The organism is Streptomyces glomeratus, assembly GCF_021462825.1.
GTDB classification, from domain to species: Bacteria; Actinomycetota; Actinomycetes; order Streptomycetales; family Streptomycetaceae; genus Streptomyces; species Streptomyces glomeratus.
Map to the genome: position 1 here is coordinate 42,735 of NZ_JAKEEB010000031.1, position 17,280 is coordinate 60,014.

15 protein-coding genes are annotated in these 17,280 nt (G+C 73.0%); 5 read left to right on the plus strand and 10 right to left on the minus strand.

The window, feature by feature from the left end; all coding sequences use genetic code 11:
• The first annotated feature begins 41 nt into the window (after nucleotides 1-41).
• Complete coding sequence (locus LZ604_RS27515; RefSeq protein ID WP_234518292.1) at nucleotides 42-548, plus strand: GNAT family N-acetyltransferase; 507 nt, start codon at nucleotides 42-44, stop codon at nucleotides 546-548.
• Between the two features lie 93 nt (nucleotides 549-641).
• Nucleotides 642-980: a PASTA domain-containing protein gene (locus tag LZ604_RS27520; protein WP_234518294.1), complete on the plus strand. Its 339-nt coding sequence runs from the start codon at nucleotides 642-644 to the stop codon at nucleotides 978-980.
• Nucleotides 981-1,054: 74 nt separating this feature from the next.
• On the opposite strand, the gene LZ604_RS27525 is transcribed toward LZ604_RS27520, so the two are convergent.
• From LZ604_RS27525 to LZ604_RS27550, 6 genes are all read right to left on the minus strand, one after another.
• Nucleotides 1,055-1,750 carry a demethylmenaquinone methyltransferase gene (locus tag LZ604_RS27525; protein WP_234518295.1) on the minus strand — a complete coding sequence of 232 codons (696 nt, stop codon included), beginning with the start codon at nucleotides 1,748-1,750 and terminating at the stop codon, nucleotides 1,055-1,057.
• A gap of 48 nt (nucleotides 1,751-1,798) precedes the next feature.
• Complete coding sequence (locus tag LZ604_RS27530) at nucleotides 1,799-2,404, minus strand: amidohydrolase family protein (RefSeq protein ID WP_234518296.1); 606 nt, start codon at nucleotides 2,402-2,404, stop codon at nucleotides 1,799-1,801.
• A gap of 7 nt (nucleotides 2,405-2,411) precedes the next feature.
• Nucleotides 2,412-3,626, minus strand: a complete 1,215-nt coding sequence (gene mqnC / locus LZ604_RS27535; protein WP_234518297.1) for a cyclic dehypoxanthinyl futalosine synthase — start codon at nucleotides 3,624-3,626, stop codon at nucleotides 2,412-2,414.
• Between the two features lie 70 nt (nucleotides 3,627-3,696).
• Nucleotides 3,697-4,422 (minus strand): prepilin peptidase, encoded by a 726-nt coding sequence (locus LZ604_RS27540; protein ID WP_234518298.1) that lies wholly within the window; start codon nucleotides 4,420-4,422, stop codon nucleotides 3,697-3,699.
• Between the two features lie 49 nt (nucleotides 4,423-4,471).
• Nucleotides 4,472-6,214 (minus strand): serine/threonine-protein kinase, encoded by a 1,743-nt coding sequence (locus LZ604_RS27545; protein WP_234518299.1) that lies wholly within the window; start codon nucleotides 6,212-6,214, stop codon nucleotides 4,472-4,474.
• A 56-nt stretch (nucleotides 6,215-6,270) separates the two neighbouring features.
• Nucleotides 6,271-7,119 (minus strand): menaquinone biosynthetic enzyme MqnA/MqnD family protein, encoded by an 849-nt coding sequence (locus LZ604_RS27550; RefSeq protein ID WP_234518300.1) that lies wholly within the window; start codon nucleotides 7,117-7,119, stop codon nucleotides 6,271-6,273.
• Between the two features lie 354 nt (nucleotides 7,120-7,473).
• Between LZ604_RS27550 and LZ604_RS27555 the strand changes: the two genes are divergently transcribed.
• Nucleotides 7,474-7,677: a cold-shock protein gene (locus LZ604_RS27555; protein ID WP_043442843.1), complete on the plus strand. Its 204-nt coding sequence runs from the start codon at nucleotides 7,474-7,476 to the stop codon at nucleotides 7,675-7,677.
• A gap of 284 nt (nucleotides 7,678-7,961) precedes the next feature.
• On the opposite strand, the gene LZ604_RS27560 is transcribed toward LZ604_RS27555, so the two are convergent.
• The gene (locus LZ604_RS27560; protein WP_234518301.1) at nucleotides 7,962-8,744 is read right to left on the minus strand and encodes a hypothetical protein; all 783 of its coding nucleotides are present in this window, start codon (nucleotides 8,742-8,744) and stop codon (nucleotides 7,962-7,964) included.
• 185 nt (nucleotides 8,745-8,929) lie between these two features.
• Between LZ604_RS27560 and LZ604_RS35840 the strand changes: the two genes are divergently transcribed.
• On the plus strand, nucleotides 8,930-11,734 hold the full coding sequence (locus LZ604_RS35840) for an AAA family ATPase (RefSeq protein WP_267971896.1): 2,805 nt from the start codon (nucleotides 8,930-8,932) through the stop codon (nucleotides 11,732-11,734).
• Nucleotides 11,735-11,760: 26 nt separating this feature from the next.
• Here LZ604_RS35840 and LZ604_RS27575 read toward each other — a convergent pair whose 3' ends face one another.
• The 3 genes from LZ604_RS27575 to LZ604_RS27585 form a co-directional block, all read right to left on the minus strand.
• Nucleotides 11,761-12,966 (minus strand): cytochrome P450, encoded by a 1,206-nt coding sequence (locus tag LZ604_RS27575; RefSeq protein ID WP_234518303.1) that lies wholly within the window; start codon nucleotides 12,964-12,966, stop codon nucleotides 11,761-11,763.
• 47 nt (nucleotides 12,967-13,013) lie between these two features.
• Nucleotides 13,014-14,030 (minus strand): DUF1259 domain-containing protein, encoded by a 1,017-nt coding sequence (locus LZ604_RS27580; RefSeq protein WP_234518305.1) that lies wholly within the window; start codon nucleotides 14,028-14,030, stop codon nucleotides 13,014-13,016.
• 111 nt (nucleotides 14,031-14,141) lie between these two features.
• Complete coding sequence (locus LZ604_RS27585; RefSeq protein WP_234518307.1) at nucleotides 14,142-16,079, minus strand: AMP-dependent synthetase/ligase; 1,938 nt, start codon at nucleotides 16,077-16,079, stop codon at nucleotides 14,142-14,144.
• A 359-nt stretch (nucleotides 16,080-16,438) separates the two neighbouring features.
• Here LZ604_RS27585 and LZ604_RS27590 point away from each other — a divergent pair, with 359 nt between their 5' ends.
• On the plus strand, nucleotides 16,439-17,275 hold the full coding sequence (locus LZ604_RS27590) for a MaoC family dehydratase (RefSeq protein WP_234518308.1): 837 nt from the start codon (nucleotides 16,439-16,441) through the stop codon (nucleotides 17,273-17,275).
• Nucleotides 17,276-17,280: the final 5 nt, after the last annotated feature.

Consider the following 17,280-nt stretch of genomic DNA (forward strand, 5'->3'; position numbering starts at 1 on the left):
TATGCAGCAGAATTGATCACCCGGCTGAAGGGCTGCCCCCCGTGAACCGAGCTCTCCCCGTAGTACGGTTGCGCGTTCCCACCGACGAGGACGCCGTCGCCTGGCACCGGGTCTTCGACCACCCGGACGTGATGGAGTTCCACGGCGGCAGGTCCGCGGAGCTGTCCTTCTACGAGGAGCTCACCGCCCGCCAGCGGCGGCACGACGCCGAGCACGGCTTCTGCCTGTGGACCATGCTCGATGAATCCGGTCGGGTCATCGGTTTCACGGGTGCCCAGCCGTGGCCGCAGGAGTGGGGGCCTCGGGGCGAGATCGAGATCGGCTGGCGGCTGGGGCGGGAGCACTGGGGCAAGGGGTACGTCACGGCGGCCGCGCGGATGACCCTGGAGCGGGTGCGCGCGGCGGGGGTGAGCGGCGTGGTGGCCATGGTCAATGCCCGTAACGCCCGGTCGATAGCGGTCACCCGGCGGCTGGGCATGAGTCTCGCCGAGGTCTTCACCACGCCGGTGTCGCAGCAGGAGGCGCACTGTTACCGGCTGGAATGGTGACGCTGCGTAGTCGATTATCACGGAAAGAGACGCGACGCTTCCGGTGGTCGCCGTGAGCCGGTTACCCTTCCAGTACCGCTGGGGGTGACATCCGTGCCTATAACACCCAAAACACCCGAAGTGCGCGTGCCGCGGCTGGTCGGTCTGATGGCGATGGACGCCCGCGAGACCGCCGAGAAGCAGGGCGTGGCCCTCGCCGCTCCCGACCGGCCGGACTTCCACCGCACCGTCGTCGACTACGTCGTACGCCAATATCCCCCGCCCGGCGCCGAGGTGCCGCGCGGCGCCGTGGTCACCGTGTGGTTCGACCTCGGTGAGGGCGAGGGCGGCGGAGGAGCCGGGGTCCGCGAGCCACGGCTGCCCATTCAGCCGCCGGGCGGAATGCGCCGCGAACTCGACCAGCCGGGAGACGCGTTCGAGGTGCTCAGGTGAACCCAGCCCCCGGCCGGCCCTGAGCATCGGCGGCCTGTCCGGTCAGCCGTCCCCGAGCGCCCCGGAATTCCCGGTCAGCCGGTCTTGAACCCCCGGTGCAGCGCGACGATGCCACCGGTCAGGTTGCGCCAGGCCACGCTGGACCAGCCTGCCGTGCGCAGCCGTTCGGCGAGGGCCGGCTGGTCGGGCCAGGCGCGGATGGACTCGGCGAGGTAGACGTACGCCTCCGGGTTGGACGACACCGCGCGGGCCACCGGCGGCAGCGCGCGCATCAGGTACTCGGTGTAGACGGTGCGGAAGGGCGCCCACGTGGGATGCGAGAACTCGCAGATCACGACGCGACCGCCCGGCTTGGTCACCCGGTACAGCTCGCGCAGCGCCGCGTCGGTGTCCTGCACATTGCGCAGCCCGAAGGAGATCGTCACGGCGTCGAAGACGTCGTCCCGGAACGGCAGCCGCGTGGCGTCGCCCGCCGTGAGCGGCATCCAGGGGTGCCGCCGCTTGCCGACCCGGAGCATCCCGAGCGAGAAGTCGCAGGGCACCACATAGGCCCCGGCACGGGTGAAGGGCAGCGACGAGGTCGCCGTGCCCGCCGCCAGGTCCAGGACCTTCTGCGCGGGGCGCGCGTCGACCGCCTTCGCGACCTCCCTGCGCCACACCCGGTCCTGGCCCAGCGACAGCAGGTCGTTCGTCACGTCGTACCGTTCCGCCACGTCGTCGAACATCGAGGCGACTTCGTGCGGCTGCTTGTCCAGGGATGCGCGGGTCACGGTCCCCATTGTGGCAGCAGGGGGCACCGCGTCATGGCAGCGGGGCGTTCAGCGGCGGCGGTAGACCAGGCGGCCGGCCACGACGGTCGCCAGGCACGTACCGGATCCGCGCTCCGCCAGCTCCGCCTCGTCCGCGACGTCGAACACGGCGAAGCGGGCCGCGGAGCCGCGCTCGCGCGCGGGCGGGAACTCCAGCGGCAGGCCACAGGCGCACGGGTCGAGGGAGGGAATACCGGCGGGGCGCCCCAACCGGCCCACGATCCCGAGTCCGGTGCGCCGGACGGCGTCCTGGACGGCACGGTTGCGCAGCGGCTCACAGGCCGCCGCGACCGTGCCGTGCGCCAGCATCCGCTGCACACCGCGCCGGGCACTCGCACCCCAGCGGACGTCGTCCAGGTCCAGCGCCGCCAGCGCGTCCCCGGTCAGCGGCTCGGTGCCCAGCCGGTCGGCCTCCCGCGGATCGGGGTGGTACGCCTCCTCGAGCAGCTCGGTGCCGTGGAGGTTGACGAGCCCCGATGTGAGGATGCCGGGCCACTCCCGCACGCGCGCCGGCGGATGCGCGGCGGCGACCTCCTCCAGCGGCCCGGCGTCCGCGATCCACTCGCCCCGGACGGCGAGCGCACGGCCCCTGGAGTCAACGTGGATCGTCAGCATCCGGGCCCTAGTTGGAGGCGAGCAGCTTCAGCTCGGGATGGGCCGTGCCCCCCTCGATCGCCGTCGACGAGATGTGGGACACGACCCGCTCGTCGACGGGGTCGTTCGCCGGGTCGTCGTGGACGACGAGGTGCTCGTACGTCGTCGAGCGCTGTGCCGGCACCCGTCCCGCCTTGCGGATCAGGTCGATGATCTCCTGGCGGTTGGAGCGGTGCTTGGCCCCGGCCGAGGAGACGACGTTCTCCTCCAGCATGATCGAGCCGAGGTCGTCCGCGCCGTAGTGCAGGGACAGCTGGCCGACCTCCTTGCCGGTCGTCAGCCACGAGCCCTGGATGTGCCGGACGTTGTCCAGGAAGAGGCGGGCGATCGCGATCATCCGCAGGTACTCGAAGAGGGTCGCCTGGGTGCGGCCCTTCAGATGGTTGTTCTCGGGCTGGTAGGTGTACGGGATGAAGGCCCGGAAGCCGCCCGTGCGGTCCTGGACGTCACGGATCATCCGCAGATGCTCGATGCGCTCGGCGTTGGTCTCGCCGGTGCCCATGAGCATGGTGGACGTGGACTCGACGCCCAGGTTGTGCGCGGTCTCCATGATCTCCAGCCAGCGCTCGCCGCTCTCCTTCAGGGGCGCGATCGCCTTGCGGGGCCGCTCGGGCAGGAGTTCGGCGCCGGCTCCGGCGAAGGAGTCGAGTCCGGCCGCGTGGATCCGGGTGATGGCCTCCTCCACGCCGACGCCCGAGATACGGGCCATGTGCTCGACCTCGGACGCCCCCAGACTGTGGATGACCAGCTGCGGGAAGGCTTCCTTGATGGCGCGGAAGTGCTTCTCGTAGTACTCGACGCCGTAGTCCGGGTGGTGTCCGCCCTGGAACATGACCTGGGTGCCGCCGAGTTCGACGGTCTCGGCGCACCGGCGCAGGATGTCGTCGAGGTCCCGGGTCCAGCCCTTGGCGGTGTCCTTGGGAGCCGCGTAGAAGGCGCAGAACCTGCACGCCGTCACACAGACGTTCGTGTAGTTGATGTTCCGCTCGATGATGTACGTCGCGATGTGCTCGACACCGGCGTACTTACGGCGGCGTACGGCGTCGGCGGCGGAGCCCAGCGCGTGCAGCGGGGCGTCCCGGTAGAGGACGAGCGCTTCCTCCGGAGTGATCCGCCCACCGGCTGCGGCACGTTCGAGGACGGCTGTGACATCAATGGGCGTGAGGTCGGCCTTCTCGGTCACCGGGCGTCCCTTTCGTAAGGGTTGTGGACAGACCGAGCCAGCCTACGCCAGGGGTTTCCCCGGGCCGACGTCAGGCCGCGTACGCGCCGGTCAGCAGTCCCACCAGGGCGCCGGCGATGAGGAACGGCCCGAAGGGGATCGCGGTGCGCCGCCCGGCCCGCCGCGCGAGGACGAGCCCGAGCCCGTACAGCCCGCCGAAGAGGAACCCGGCGAAGGTGCCGAGGACCACGGTCGGCCAGCCGTACCAGCCGAGCATCCCGCCGAGCCCGAGGGCGAGCTTGACGTCGCCGAAGCCCATGCCGTTCGGGTTGACGAGGAAGAGCACGCAGTACGCGCCGCCGAGCGCCAGGGCCCCGAGAAGCGCGGTACGCCAGTGCCCCGCATGCCCGGGCAGGGCCGCGGCGACCGCGAGCAGGACCAGCGCGGCGGCCGCGAGCGGCAGGGTGAGCACGTCCGGCAGCCGCCGGACCCGGAAGTCGACGAGCGTCAGCAGCACACCGGCCGGGGCGAGCAGCAGCCAGACGGCGAGCTCGGGACGGGCGCCGGTGGCGAGGGCGAGGGCGCCGCAGACCAGGGCGGTGGCCGCGCACACAAGGGCGGTCCTGGGGCCGTAGGGCCGCCCGTCGGTGCACCGGGCCCGTCCCACCCACCCGTCGATCGGGTGCCCGTCCGGACACCGGTCCCGCCACGGCTGCTCGGGCTCGACGCAGAGCCGGTACGCGGCCCGGGGCACCAGCACACCGGCGCCCGCACCCCATGCCGCGGCACCGGCGGCCACCCAGAGGTCCAGATCCACGCGCTCAGGGTAAGCGCCGAAGGACACTCCGACTGGCCTTGCCCGCGGCCTACTTGACCTTCCCCATCCGCGAAGTCGGGTTCCCGGCATCCGCGTTGTCCGTCTCGTACCGAAGGTCCGCGCCGGCGGGGGTCAGACGGACCTCGTGGCTTCCGGTCGTACACGTCGAGGGATTGGACTTGCGGGCGACGCTCGTGGCGACGAGCTGCCGCGCCGAGGCCCGCTTCAGGAACAGCACGTCGTCGCAGACGCCGCCGAGCTGGTCGGTGGACCGGAAGGTGCCGATCTCACCGCCGGCGGCCGCCTGGCGGATGGTGAGACGGAACGTGCCCGCGGGCAGCGTGCCGCCGAGCGCGAGGGCGTCACCCTCCCAGGTGCCGAGGTAGAAGGGGGGCACGGCGGCTTTCCCGGCCGCCGGCTGCGACGCGCTGCCCCTGGGGGCCGGCGGGCTGGGAGCCGCTCCGGCGGCGTTGCCCCCGCCGGAGGAGCCGCCGTCGAACAGCCCGAAGACGAAGTGCGACCCGACCGTCACCGCGGCCAGCGCTCCGGCGACCGCGAGGGCGACCGTGCAGCTCAGGCGCCGGCCGCGGCCGGCGGTGCCGGGCACGGACGTCGCGGCGACGCTCAGGGAGAGCTTTCCGGGACCGTCGGCGGTGCCGGGTACGGCGTCCTCGGGCCGCGCCTCGGGCACGGGGGCGACCGGGGTGACGGGGGCCGGAGGGACGGTCATGGCGGGCGGAGGGCCGAAGGCCCCGGAGGGCGGCGGGCCGAACCCGCCCTCGGACACGGGTACTTCGCGCGCCGGGGAGGACGAACCCGCCGGGGCCGTGGCCGGCGCGGGCGGCTCGCCCAGCGAGGCCCTGCTGAAGTCCACCGGCCCCGACGGCCCAGGCTCCGACGCCTCCAGGTTCAGCAGCTGTACGGCCTTGCGGCTCACCTGTTCCACCAGCGGGCCCGGCAGCCAGCCGCCGGTCACCAGACGGGCCGCGCCCTGCGGTGCGAGCCTGCCGGCCACCTCCCGCGGTGCGGGCCGGGCGGCCGGGTCCTTGGCGAGGCAGGCGGTCACGAGTTCCCGCAACCCGCCGTCGAGACCGCCGAGTTCCGGTTCCTCGTGGACGACCTTGTACAGCAGCGCGGCCGAGGAGTCGCCGGGGAACGGGGACCGGCCGGTGGCCGCATACGCCAGCACCGCGCCCAGCGAGAAGACGTCCGCCGCGCCGGTGACGCCCTTGCCGAGGATCTGCTCGGGCGACATGTAGCCGGGCGAGCCGACCGAGACGCCCGTGGAGGTCAGCGACGCCGTACCGTCCGTCGCCCGGGCGATACCGAAGTCGATCAGAAGCGGGCCGTCGAGGGTCAGCAGGACGTTGGACGGCTTCACGTCCCGGTGCACCAGGCCGAGACCGTGCACCGCCGTCAGCGCTTCCGCGAGGCCCGCTCCCAGCGCACGTACCGAATGCGGGGGCAGCGGCCCGCCGTCCGTCACCGCGGCGGCCAGGGACGGCCCCGCCGCGTACCCGGTCGCGACCCACGGCACCGGCGCCTCGGGGTCCGCGTCGAGCACGGGCGCGGTCCAGGCCCCGCCGACCCGCCGCGCGGCCTCCACCTCGCGGCGGAACCTGGCACGGAACTCCTCGTCCAGCGCGAAGTGCGGGTGCACGACCTTGACCGCGACCGTGCGCCCGCCCGCGCTGCGCCCGAGGTAGACACGGCCCATCCCGCCCGAGCCGAGCCTGCCGAGCAGTCGGTAGGGCCCGACCGCGGTGGGTTCTCCGGCCTCCAGCGGCTGCATGGCGCCACTCCTCCCCCGTACGACCTCCCAGCAGGGTAGTGCCCGCGGGGAGCCCGCTACGGCTGCAGGAGGTCGACCTTCACGTCCGCCGGGAAGCCCGTGGTCGGCCCGACCCGCCGGGCGAACTCGGCGACCGCCTCCAGCTGCGGGCCCCCGAAGCGGAAGTCGAGCGTCGTGAAGTACCGCTCCAGCACCTGCGCGTCGAAGGCCTCCCAGCGGGCCGCCTGTTCGGCGACCTTGCCGACCTCTTCCAGGGACAGGTTGCGGGAGGCCAGGAACGCCTCGTGCACCCGCCGGGTGGAGTCCGGCTCGCGCTCCAGGTAGTCGCGGCGGGCGGCCCACACCGCGAAGACGAACGGCAGGCCCGTCCACTCCTTCCACAGCGTGCCGAGGTCGTGCACGGCGAGGCCGTAGTGCGGGGCGTCGTGGAGGTTGGCGCGCAGGGCGGCGTCGCCGATCAGGACCGCGGCCTCCGCCTCCTGCATCATCAGGCTGAGGTCGGGCGGGCACGTGTAGTAGTCCGGCGTCACCCCGTACCGCTCGGCGAGCAGCAGCTGGGCGAGGCGCACGGAGGTCCGCGAGGTGGAGCCGAGGGCGACGCGGGCGCCGTCGAGCCGGTCCAGCGGGACCTGGGAGACGATCACGCAGGACATCACGGGGCCGTCGCAGCCGACCGCGATATCGGGGAAGGCGACCAGGTCGTCGGCATTCCTGAGGAACTCGACCAGGGTGATCGGGCCGATGTCGAGATCGCCCCGCACCAGCTGCTCGCTGAGCTTCTCGGGAGTGTCCTTGGTCAGCTCCAGGTCCAGGAGCGTTCCGGTTCTCGCGAGCCCCCAGTACAGGGGCAGGCAGTTCAGGAACTGAATGTGGCCGACGCGCGGCCGGGTGCGGGAATTGTCCACATCGCGAGACTAGACCCCGTGCGGTACGGTGCTTGCTTCAGGGTCCCCGGGCGGCTCGGACACCTCCCGGACCGCTGGAGTCAACCCCCGTTTCCAGCGTGCGACACCGTGTCGTCAGTTCAGCTCACACCCGTTCAAACATTTGGGTGAAGTGATCTTGACCTCTATTGCTTCCGGCTGCCCGCGTGCTAGGCTCGCCCGCAAGTTGCAGTTTGGTTTCCTTGCAGTACAGAGCCTGCGGAGCATGTGACCGCGGGCTCTCGTCGTTTTCAGAGACATGCAGTTGTGCGGCGCTTCAGTTTTCACACTTGCAGGTTCTGGAGCAGGGCAACCCTTTGGGCCCAAGGAGGGCTTATGGCTACCGGAACCGTGAAGTGGTTCAACGCCGAAAAGGGCTTTGGATTCATCGCCCAGGAAGGCGGCGGCCCCGACGTCTTCGTCCACTACTCCGCGATCAACGCGAACGGCTTCCGCTCGCTTGAGGAGAACCAGCAGGTGAGCTTCGACGTGACCCAGGGCCCGAAGGGCCCGCAGGCGGAGAACGTCACGGCCATCTGAGTCGCTGACCCGGAGTTTCGGCCTTCGGTTCCAGGCCCGGCTCACGGCCTTGCGGCCCATTGAGTCCGATGCTTGATCCGGAACGGAAGCAGTACCCAAGGAGCCCCGCGCGCCGACCGGCGCAGGGGGCTCCTGCTTTTTTGCGGCGGTCCCTTTCCACCCGGCCCCCGCAGCCCCCGCAAGTTCCTCGGCGGCCCCACGGCCCCAGTGACCCCGCCGACGACCCCACAGGCCCCACCGGCCCCAGTGGCCTCTGCGGGATCACCCACGTCTCCGCTCGGTGACTAGAGGATCCGCCGCGCGGGGCGGGCTCCGAGTGACAGGGCCTCCAGGACCCGCCGGGTCTTCGGCCCCTCCCCCGGATCGGGATCCAGGCCCTGTCTGCGCAGGAGGGCCCCCAGGGACGCCTGGACGACCTCCGCCCCCTCGGGCGGCACCCGCTCGGAGACCTCCAGCCAGCGCAGGGGCCGCGGACCGTCCAGGGTCCAGCTCTCCACGGTCACCTCATGGTGGTCCAGGCGTACACCGTCCCAGCGCACGGAGTGCACCGGCCCCAGCACGTTCAGCGGCTCGCAGCCAAGGGGCACGTCCGCGCAGTCGGCCAGGAACGCCCGCTGCCGCTCCGACAGGGCCCAGGACGGCGGCTGCGCACCGGACGCCACGGCCTCGACCGCGTCACTGCCGCAGTCGGTCGTGAAGGACGCCGACAGCGTCCGGTGCTCCCCCGACCAGTCGCCCGTCAGGCCGAAGGAATCCGGCCCCTGCGCCCGGAAATCCAGCCACCGTTCGCCGATCCGGGACCGCCGGCACGGCCGCAGCCTGGCCGTGACGTCACCGCCTCGCCCGCCCCCGTCCCGCAGCCGCAGGATCACCCCCGCATTCCACAGCGGCAGTTCACCGGGTACCCGGGAGCGGGCGAGGGCCTCACAGAAGTAGACGCGGCGCCGGGCTCCCCCGTGGTCCGGCGCCAGCGTCCCGATCGCGGCGGCCGCGCCGGCATCCGAGAACGTCACCTTGATCTCGATCGAGTCGAGCCTCGGTCCGGCTCCCGCTGATGCCGTCGGCATCGGCCCTTCCCCCTGCTCCGCGATCCGTCTCTGCCTGCCTCATTCCGGTGTGGTGCGAGCACCATTCAAGCCCCACGCCGCTCCGCCCGCTTCGGGGAAGTCCCTGCACCTGTGTCCGCGTTCACCCTTCTTGACCCACCCGTCGTGCCTCATGATGGAGGCGGGCGGGCGCCAGGGGGTGGCATATGCGAGGGGGATCTCCGCAGCGGGTCGAGGGCACGGCGGCGCAGCGGACACCGGCCGGTTTCGTCGGGCGTGAGCGCGAGCGCGGACTGATGGACGACCTGCTCGTGGCGGGTGCGGACGGTGGGGCGGCCCTGCTGCTGTGGGGTGAGCCCGGCATCGGCAAGACGGCCCTGCTGGACTACGCGGCCGAACAGGCGAGCCGGCGGGCGACCGTCCTGCGGGCCCGGGGCATCGAGACCGAGACCGTTCTGCCGTTCGCCGTCCTGGGCGATCTGCTCATGCCGCATTCGTCCCTTTTCAGGGATCTCCCGGAGGCCCAGCGCTCCGCCCTGGAGGGGTCCCTCGCGCTGTCCGGCCAGTCCCCGGGCAATCCGTACGCGGCCTGCATGGGCGCCCTCAACGTGCTCGCCGCCCTGGGCGACCGACGCCCGGTGGTGGTCCTGGTCGACGACCTGCACTGGGTGGACCCGTCCTCCCAGCGAGTCCTGCTGTTCGTCGCCCGCCGCCTGTCCTGCGAACGGGTCGCGCTCTCCCTCACCTCGCGGGAGGACCACGGCGAGTCGGGCGAACGCCGGAGCATCCCCGCCGTGCAGGTGGGCGGGCTCGCGGCGGCCGAGTGCGCGGCGCTGCTGGCGGAGGCGGGCCGTCGGGTCGCCCCCGCGGTCCTCGACGAGCTCGTACGGATCAGCGGGGGCAACCCCCTGGCCCTGCGCGAGATGGCGTCCGGCCTCACGCCGGAGCAGGTGCGCGGGGAGCAGCCGCTGCCCGCCCCGCCCTCGCTGGGCCGCCATCTCGAACGGGCCTGGGCGGCCCGGATGGACGATCTTCCCGACAGCGCGCGCCGGGCCCTGGCGGTGCTCGCCGCGAGCCGCTCCACGGCCGCCGGCACCCTGCGCAAGGCCCTGGAGGCGGCGGGCCTGTCCCTGGAGGCGCTGTCCCCCGCGGAACAGGCGGGCCTGGTCCGGGCCACCCTCGACGGCCTGGACTTCCACCACCCCGTGCTGCGCCCGCTGGTCCTCACCCGGGCCCCGCTCGCCCACCGCTTCGCCGCCTTCCACGCCCTCGCGGCGGTGAGCACGGGTGCGTTGCACGCCTGGTACCGGGCGGCGGCCAGCGCGGGCCCCGACGAGGAGGCCGCGGCGGCGCTGGCCGAGGCGGCCCTGGAGGCGCGCCGCCGCAGCGCGTACGGGGAGTCCGCGCTGGCCTGGCGCCGTGCCGCCGAGCTGACCCCCGAGCCCGCGGTGCGCGCCGAGCGGCTGCACCGCGCCGCCTCCGACGCCCTGCTGAGCGGATCGCCGTACGGCCCGCCGTGGTGCGAGGAAGCCCTGCGGATCACGCCCGACGCGGCGGTGCGCGCGGACATCCAGGCCCTGCTGGGCCGCATGTACACCTGGAAGGGTGAGCCGGCCCGGGCGTACGGCCTGCTGCTGGACGCCGCGGACGCCGTACGCGCGACCGATCCCGCGCGCGCCTGCGTACTGCTGGCCGAGGCGACCGCCCCCGCCCGCCTGGACGGGCATGTCCCGGCGGCGATCAGGGTCGCCGAGCAGTCCGTGGCGCTCGCCGCGCCGAGGGGGCGGGACCGCTGGCTGAGCCAGACCATGCTCGGCGCGGCGCTCGTCATGGCCGGGCAGGTGGCACGGGGCACGGCGATGCTTCGGGCCGCGGACCGGGACGGCGCCGGGGACCCCGTACGCGACCAGCCGGTGTACGCCATCGCCGGGCAGGCGTGGAGCAGGGCGGAGGAGTTCACCGGGGGGCGCCGGCTGCTCAACACGGCGGTGGAGTCGGCGCGCCGCCACAGCGCGGTGGGCGTGCTGGCCTTCACCCTGGCGGTGCGCGGCGAGCTGGAGACCCGCATCGGCCAGTGGGCCTCGGCGCGCGGTGACCTGACCGAGTCCCTGCGCTGGGCGGAGGAGCTGGGCCAGCTCACGTGCGTCAGCTACACCCTGTACGGCCTGGCCCGGCTGGAGGCGCTGCGCGGCGACCGGGTGGCCGTGGAGGAACATGTGGCGCACGCGCGCCGGGAGTGCGGGACACACGGCATCGGCTGCCAGGAGTTCCATCTGACGGCGGTCCTCGGGCTGGCGGCCCTGACCCACGGTGACCACGAGACGGCCGCCGGCCAACTGGAACAGACCCTCGCACTGGCACGGGAACAGGGCATCGGCAATCCGGAGGTCGTCCCGTTCGCGGCCGACCTGGCGGAGGCACAGCTGCGGGCCGGCCGCCCGGACCGGGCCGACGAGGTGACGGCCTGGCTGGAGGAGCGGGCCCGGGAGACGGGCCTGGCATCGGCGGAGGCGGCCGCCGCCCGCTGCCGGGGCCTGCTGGCGGCCACGGCCGAGGAGGCGGAGGCGCACTTCGCCCACGCGCTGGACGCCCACGGACGCACCACGGGACCCTTCGACCTCGCCCGCACCCAGCTGTGCGAGGCGGAGGTACTGCGCCGCCACCGCCGCCCGGCCGCCGCCCGCGCCCCCCTGACGGCCGCCCTGGCCTGCTTCCAGCGGCTGGGAGCGGAGCCCTGGGCGCGGCGGGCGGCGAGCGAACTGGCCGCCACGGGCGGCACGGTGACGGCCGGCCGTCAGCCGGCGGGCGACGCGCTCTCCCTGCTGACACCGCAGGAGTTCCAGGTGTCGCGGGCGGTGGCCCGGGGACTGAACAACGTGGAGGCGGCGGCGTCGCTGTTCGTGTCCCGCAAGACGGTGGAGGCGCACCTCACCCGTATCTACCGCAAGTTGCAGGTCCGCTCCCGTACCGATCTGACCCGCCTGCTGACGGCCTCCGGCCTGCTCGACTGAGCCGTCCCGGCGGTGGGCGGTCGCCGCTACCACTCCACCGGCAGCTCCAGCGGGAAGCGGCGGATCGTCTCCGTGTCCCAGCGGATCTCCCCCGGCGGTACCGCGAGCCGCAGTTCCGGGAAGCGTTCCAGGAGCCGTCCGACGGCCACTTCCAGTTCCGCCATGGCCATCGGTACGGCGATGCACCGATGGCCGCCCCAGCCGAAGGTCATATGGGGCAGGGCAGGGCGGTCCGGGTCGATGGCGTCCGGGTCGGGGTAGCGCTCCGGGTCGCGGTTCGCCGTCAGATACGACACATGGACGTAGTCGCCCGCCCGGATCCGTACGCCGTCGATCTCCACGTCCTCCAGCGCCACCCGGGGAATGCCGACCCCCTTGCGGAAGGGGATGTAGCGCAGGACTTCGTGCAGCACGGCCGGAAGGGTGTCCGGCCGGCTGCGCAGACGCTTCATCAGGGCGGGGCGGGTCAGCAGCAGATAGGCGATGTCGCTGATCTGGCAGGTGGCCGTGTCCTGCCCGCTGAGCACCAGCGTCAGCGCCATGACCGCGAGCTCCTGGTCGTCGAGCGCGTCCTGTCCCTCTCTCGCCGCGGCGAGCGCGCTGATCAGGTCGGGGCCGGGGGCACGCCGGCGCTGTTCGACCTGTTCGCCGAAGTAGGCCCGCAGCTCGGCCTTGGCGGCCGCGGCCCTCTCACGGCTGTCCGGACCGGTGGCGAGCAGCTGGTGGACGTGCTCCTGCATCCGCTCCCAGTCCTCCTCGGGGATGCCGAGGACGTCGAAGATGGTGCGCCGGGGCAGCGGGTTCGACAGATGCTCGACCAGGTCCGCCGGCGGCCCCTGCGCCTCCATCTCGTCGAGCAGGGTGTCCGCGAGCCGGGTGATGCGCTGCCGCATCCGCTCCACCTGCCGCTGGGAGAACGCCTGGGAGGCGAGGTGGCGCAGCCGGCTGCTGTGCGGTGGGTCCATCACATTGATCGACTCCGGGGAGACGATCGGCTCGGGCGTCAGCCGGGGGTAGTCGGTGCCGATGATCGCCGCCCGGCTGAACCGCTGGTCGCTGGTCACCTGCCGCACCCCCTCGAACCCGGTGACCAGCCAGGCGTCACCGTCGCCGTACGGCAGCCGGATACGGGTGAGGGAGTCGCGGGCCATGAGCTTCGCCAGCGAGGGATCGAACTCCAGGCCCTCGCTGAAGTCGAACGGGCACAGGAGGGGTTCGTTGCCTCGGGTCATCGTGCGGTCTCCGTTTCGAGCGGCCTTCGGTGTGCCGTGGTGTGCCGTCAGCCCTCGGTCAGCGGCCTGACGTTGGTGGCGGCCACCGCGGCGCGCAGGCCCCGGGCGAGTTTCAGGGCGTCGCCGACGGCCCAGAAGTGGACGAAGAACAGGCGGGGTTCGTCCCGCAGTCCGTGGTGGTGGAGTTCGACGAGTTCGGCCCCGGCCCGCCGCAGGGCGACGAGGGCGTCCTGGACCTCCCCGGCGATCAGGCAGCAGTCGCCGCTGACGGCGGCCCGGCCGCCGCCCAGCGGCTGCCAGTTGATCGCGGTCGTGGAGCCCAGGCCGGGGGGCAGCACCAGATCGCCGTCGACGACGGTCTCCCGGCGGACGAAGAGACTTTTGTAGACCCCGTCGTCGACGCTGCCCTTGACGCCCAGGGCGGCGTCGATGCCTGCGGTGTCCAGGTCGACCGGGCGCGGCCGGGCGGGAGGCGGGGCGTGCCCCGGGGGCGGGGTGCCGGTGCGGTCGAGCGCCGCGCGCAGGCCCCGGGCGAGGGCCACCGGGTCACGGCCGTGCCCGTGGACGTGCACCCACCAGACGTCGGGGCTCTGGGAGAGCAGGTGCTTGTGGAGCGCGGTCTGCTCGATGCCCTGCCGATGCAGGACGTCGGCGAACCCCTGGACCTCCCCCTCGGTGACCACCATGTCGCCCATCACCATCGTGCCGCCGTCGGAATAGCGGACGAAGGCCATGTGCGACGCCAGGGCGAGCGCGGGTTCGACGCGGACGCCGCGGGAGACGACGGTGAGATCCCGGCGGGGGAAACCCGTGTGGTACATCAGGTTCCGCTTCATGTCGCCCGCCCGGCCGAGCGTGCCGGCAACGCCCTTCCAGTCCGACAGGACGGTGCGCACGGGACGAATCGGCTCCCGCAGCCGGCCCTTCGCCGTCTCGGTGGCCTTGGCGCAGGCGGCGGCGGTCGCTCCGGCCAGCAGCGGCGCCAGGGTGGTCGCGGCCACGATCCGTCGCCGTGACGTACCTGTGCCCGCGTGGGACTCTTCGGGTCGGTGCTCAGCCATCATGCGCGCCTCCTGACGGGATGGAAGCACGCAGTCCCCAGCAGACCGGCGAGCGGCGCCGCCGCCCGGGGCCAGCTGGGCTAAGCGGTCGTCGGTGGATCGGGTGAGGGGCTCCTACGGCACGTACAGCCCTTCCACCTCCCGGGCGAATTCCCGCAGGATCGTCTCCCGGCGGAGCTTCATCGACGGGGTCAGGTGGCCCGCCTCCTCCGTGAAGTCCACGGGAAGGACCGCGAAGCGGCGGATGGACTCGGGGCGGGAGACCAGCTTGTTCGCCTCGTCCACCGCGCGTTGCAGGACGCGGTGCAACTCCTCGTCATGGCAGAGGAGTTCCGGCGGCACCGGGTGCTTGCCGATCATCTGGCGCCAGTGCGCGATCCCGTCGGGGTCCAGGGTGATCAGTGCGGTGACATAGGGGCGGCCGTCGCCGAGGACGAGGCACTGGGAGATCAGGGGGTGGGAGCGGAGCCAGTTCTCCAGGGGCGCCGGGGCCACGTTCTTGCCGCCCGCGGTGATCAGGATCTCCTTCTTCCTGCCCGTGATCGTGAGGTACCCCTCGTCGTCCAGGCGGCCGATGTCACCCGTGGGGAACCAGCCGTCGGCGCCGGCCGGGACCACCCCGCCGGCGCGGGGGTCCCAGTAGCCGCGGAAGACCTGGCCGCCGGAGAGCAGCACCTCACCGTCCGCGGCGATGCGCACCCTTGTGCCGGGCAGCGGCCAGCCCACCGTGCCGAGCCGGGGTCTGAGCGGTGGGGTCACGGTGGCGGCGCCGGTCGTCTCCGTCAGGCCGTACCCCTCGTAGATGCCTATGCCGGCGCCCGCGTAGAAGGCGGCGAGGCGGTGGCCCAGCGGGGAGCCGCCGCAGATGACATGGCGGACCCTGCCGCCCAGGGCGTTGCGGATGCGGCGGTAGACCAGGGGGTCGTAGAAGGCGCGCGCCGTCTTCAGGGCGCGGCCGGGGCCGGGGCCGGTGCCGTGCTGCCGGGCCTCCGTCGCCTCGCCGTAGCGGCGGGCCACGTCCGCCGCACGGTCGAACAGCGTCGCCCGGCCGCCGCGTTCGGCGGCGGCCCGCGCGTTGTTGTAGATCTTCTCCAGCATGTACGGGATGGCCAGCAGGAAGGTCGGCCGGAAACTCGCCAGGTCGGCCAGCAGGTCCTGCGCCTTGAGACTCGGCGCGTGGCCGAGCCGTACCCGGGCGCGGATGCACGCGACCGCCACCATCCGGCCGAAGACGTGCGACAGGGGCAGGAAGAGCAGTGTGGACGGCTCGTCGCTGCTCTTCGCGCTGAAGATGGGGTGGAGGAGTTCGGTGGCGTTGTCGACCTCGGCGAGGAAGTTGCCGTGCGTCAGCGCGCAGCCCTTGGGGCGGCCCGTCGTGCCGGAGGTGTAGACGAGGGTGGCCAGGGTGTCCGGGCCCAGAACGCCCCTGCGGACGGAGACCTCCTGGTCCGGGAGCGGCTGCCCCAGTTCCGCCAGGCGGTCGACATGCCCCTTCTCCATCACCCACACATGGCGCAGGTCGGGCATGTGGGGGCGCTCCGGGCCGAGGGCCGCCGCCTGGCCCACGGTCTCCGTCACCAGTGCCACGACGCCCGCGTCCTGGAGGATCCAGCGGGTCTGGAAGACGGAGGAGGTGGGGTAGACGGGGACCGTCACCAGGCCCGCCGCCCAGGCCGCGAAGTCCAGCAGCGTCCACTCGTACGCCGTGCGCGCCATGACCGCGATCCGGTCGCCCGGCATCAGGCCCTCGGAGATCAGTCCCTTCGCCAGGGCGAGGATCTGGCCGGCGAATTGAGCAGCCGTCACGTCCGTCCAGCCGCCGTCCGCGTCACGGCGGCTGAGGACGCGGTGGCCTGGCACCTCGGCCGCGTTCTCGAACGGCAGGTCGGCGAGCGAGCCATGGGTCACCTGCGGCACGAGTGGGGGCACATAGGCCTCCCGCACCTCACCGTTCAGCCGCCGGATCTCCGGCTCCACGAGCACCGGGCCGCCGTCGTGGTCGAGATCGGCCGGGGCCGTGGGGACGGGAGCGGACGAGTACGAGATGGGCATGGGCAGCTCCTGGGGCCTGCAGCGGTGCACTGCTTCGCTGCATGAGGTACGCGCTGGGCGCACGGAGACGTTCATCGGCGGCGCGGCTCGCTGTTACCGCCGGTTCGGACCCGGATGGTACGGGGCCCGCGTGGGGAGTCTGTGCGGGTTCGGGGACGGTCCGGGGACGGGCGTGTGCAGCCTCCGCGTTCACCTGCGGCGGGGTGCGGTCCGAGGGCGCGGGAACCGCCTGCGCACCCGATCCGGGACCGACATAGCCTTACCCGCGGTAACCTTACTCGGCAGTAAACCGTCGAACGAGCTCGGAGCCGGACGATGACCGACCGCCATGCGGCCAGAGAGTTCGGGGGGCGTAGGCCATGACCGTCCTCACCGGCTCCCCGGCGCCGGGTCCGCTGCTGGCCCGTGGCGCTCTTCTCTCCCCTTTCAAGCGCCCCCAGCCCGACGCACCCTTCCCCAGGGTCCGGCTCCTCCTGCCCGGCGTGCGGATCGACTCGGGCCGGCTCGCCGCCTATGAGCGCGTCTGCGGGTTCCCGACCGGGGCGGAGGCGCTGCCTGCCACCTACCCCCATGTCCTCGGCTTTCCGCTCGCCCTGCGGATCATGGCGAGCCGGCGGTTCCCGCTTCCCCTCGTCGGTCTTGTGCACACGTCCGTCGAGATCACCCAGCGCGCGCCGCTCGCCCCGGACGAGGAGTACGACATCGGCGTGCGGGTGCGGGAACTCCTGCCCCACCGGCGCGGCACGGAGGCCGTCGTCGTCACCGAGGTCCACGCCGGGGAGCGGCTGGTGTGGGAGTCGGCCAGTACCTATCTCGCCCGGCACCGCACCACCGCCCCGGCCGGGGCACCGCCGTCCGGCCGGTCCGTCCTTCCCGCCCTCGCCGAGTGGCGCCTCGCCGACGACGTCGGGCGGCGCTATGCGGCGGTCTCCGGGGACCGCAACCCCATCCATCTGCACCCCCTCACCGCCCGTCCGTTCGGCTTCCAGAGGGCGATCGCGCACGGCATGTGGGCCGTCGCCCGATGCCTCGCCGAGCAGTCGGCCGCCGGCTCCGCCGTGCACCTGCGTGCCGAGTTCAGGGCACCCGTCCTGCTGCCGGGCACCGTGACGTACGCGGCCGACGGGGGACGATTCGAACTGCGCGGCGGGAACAGGCTCCACCTTCGCGGAGAGCTGCGGAACCTGCGGGAGTGAGCCCC

What these genes read in the sequence shown, in the direction of transcription:
- LZ604_RS27575 (WP_234518303.1), bottom strand. Translation starts at nt 12,966, where the DNA reads ATGACCCGAGGCAACGAACCCCTCCTGTGCCCGTTCGACTTCAGCGAG.
- LZ604_RS27580 (WP_234518305.1), bottom strand. Translation starts at nt 14,030, where the DNA reads ATGATGGCTGAGCACCGACCCGAAGAGTCCCACGCGGGCACAGGTACG.
- LZ604_RS27555 (WP_043442843.1), top strand. Translation starts at nt 7,474, where the DNA reads ATGGCTACCGGAACCGTGAAGTGGTTCAACGCCGAAAAGGGCTTTGGA.
- LZ604_RS27530 (WP_234518296.1), bottom strand. Translation starts at nt 2,404, where the DNA reads ATGCTGACGATCCACGTTGACTCCAGGGGCCGTGCGCTCGCCGTCCGG.
- LZ604_RS27590 (WP_234518308.1), top strand. Translation starts at nt 16,439, where the DNA reads ATGACCGTCCTCACCGGCTCCCCGGCGCCGGGTCCGCTGCTGGCCCGT.
- LZ604_RS27545 (WP_234518299.1), bottom strand. Translation starts at nt 6,214, where the DNA reads ATGCAGCCGCTGGAGGCCGGAGAACCCACCGCGGTCGGGCCCTACCGA.
- LZ604_RS35840 (WP_267971896.1), top strand. Translation starts at nt 8,930, where the DNA reads ATGCGAGGGGGATCTCCGCAGCGGGTCGAGGGCACGGCGGCGCAGCGG.
- LZ604_RS27585 (WP_234518307.1), bottom strand. Translation starts at nt 16,079, where the DNA reads ATGCCCATCTCGTACTCGTCCGCTCCCGTCCCCACGGCCCCGGCCGAT.
- LZ604_RS27560 (WP_234518301.1), bottom strand. Translation starts at nt 8,744, where the DNA reads ATGCCGACGGCATCAGCGGGAGCCGGACCGAGGCTCGACTCGATCGAG.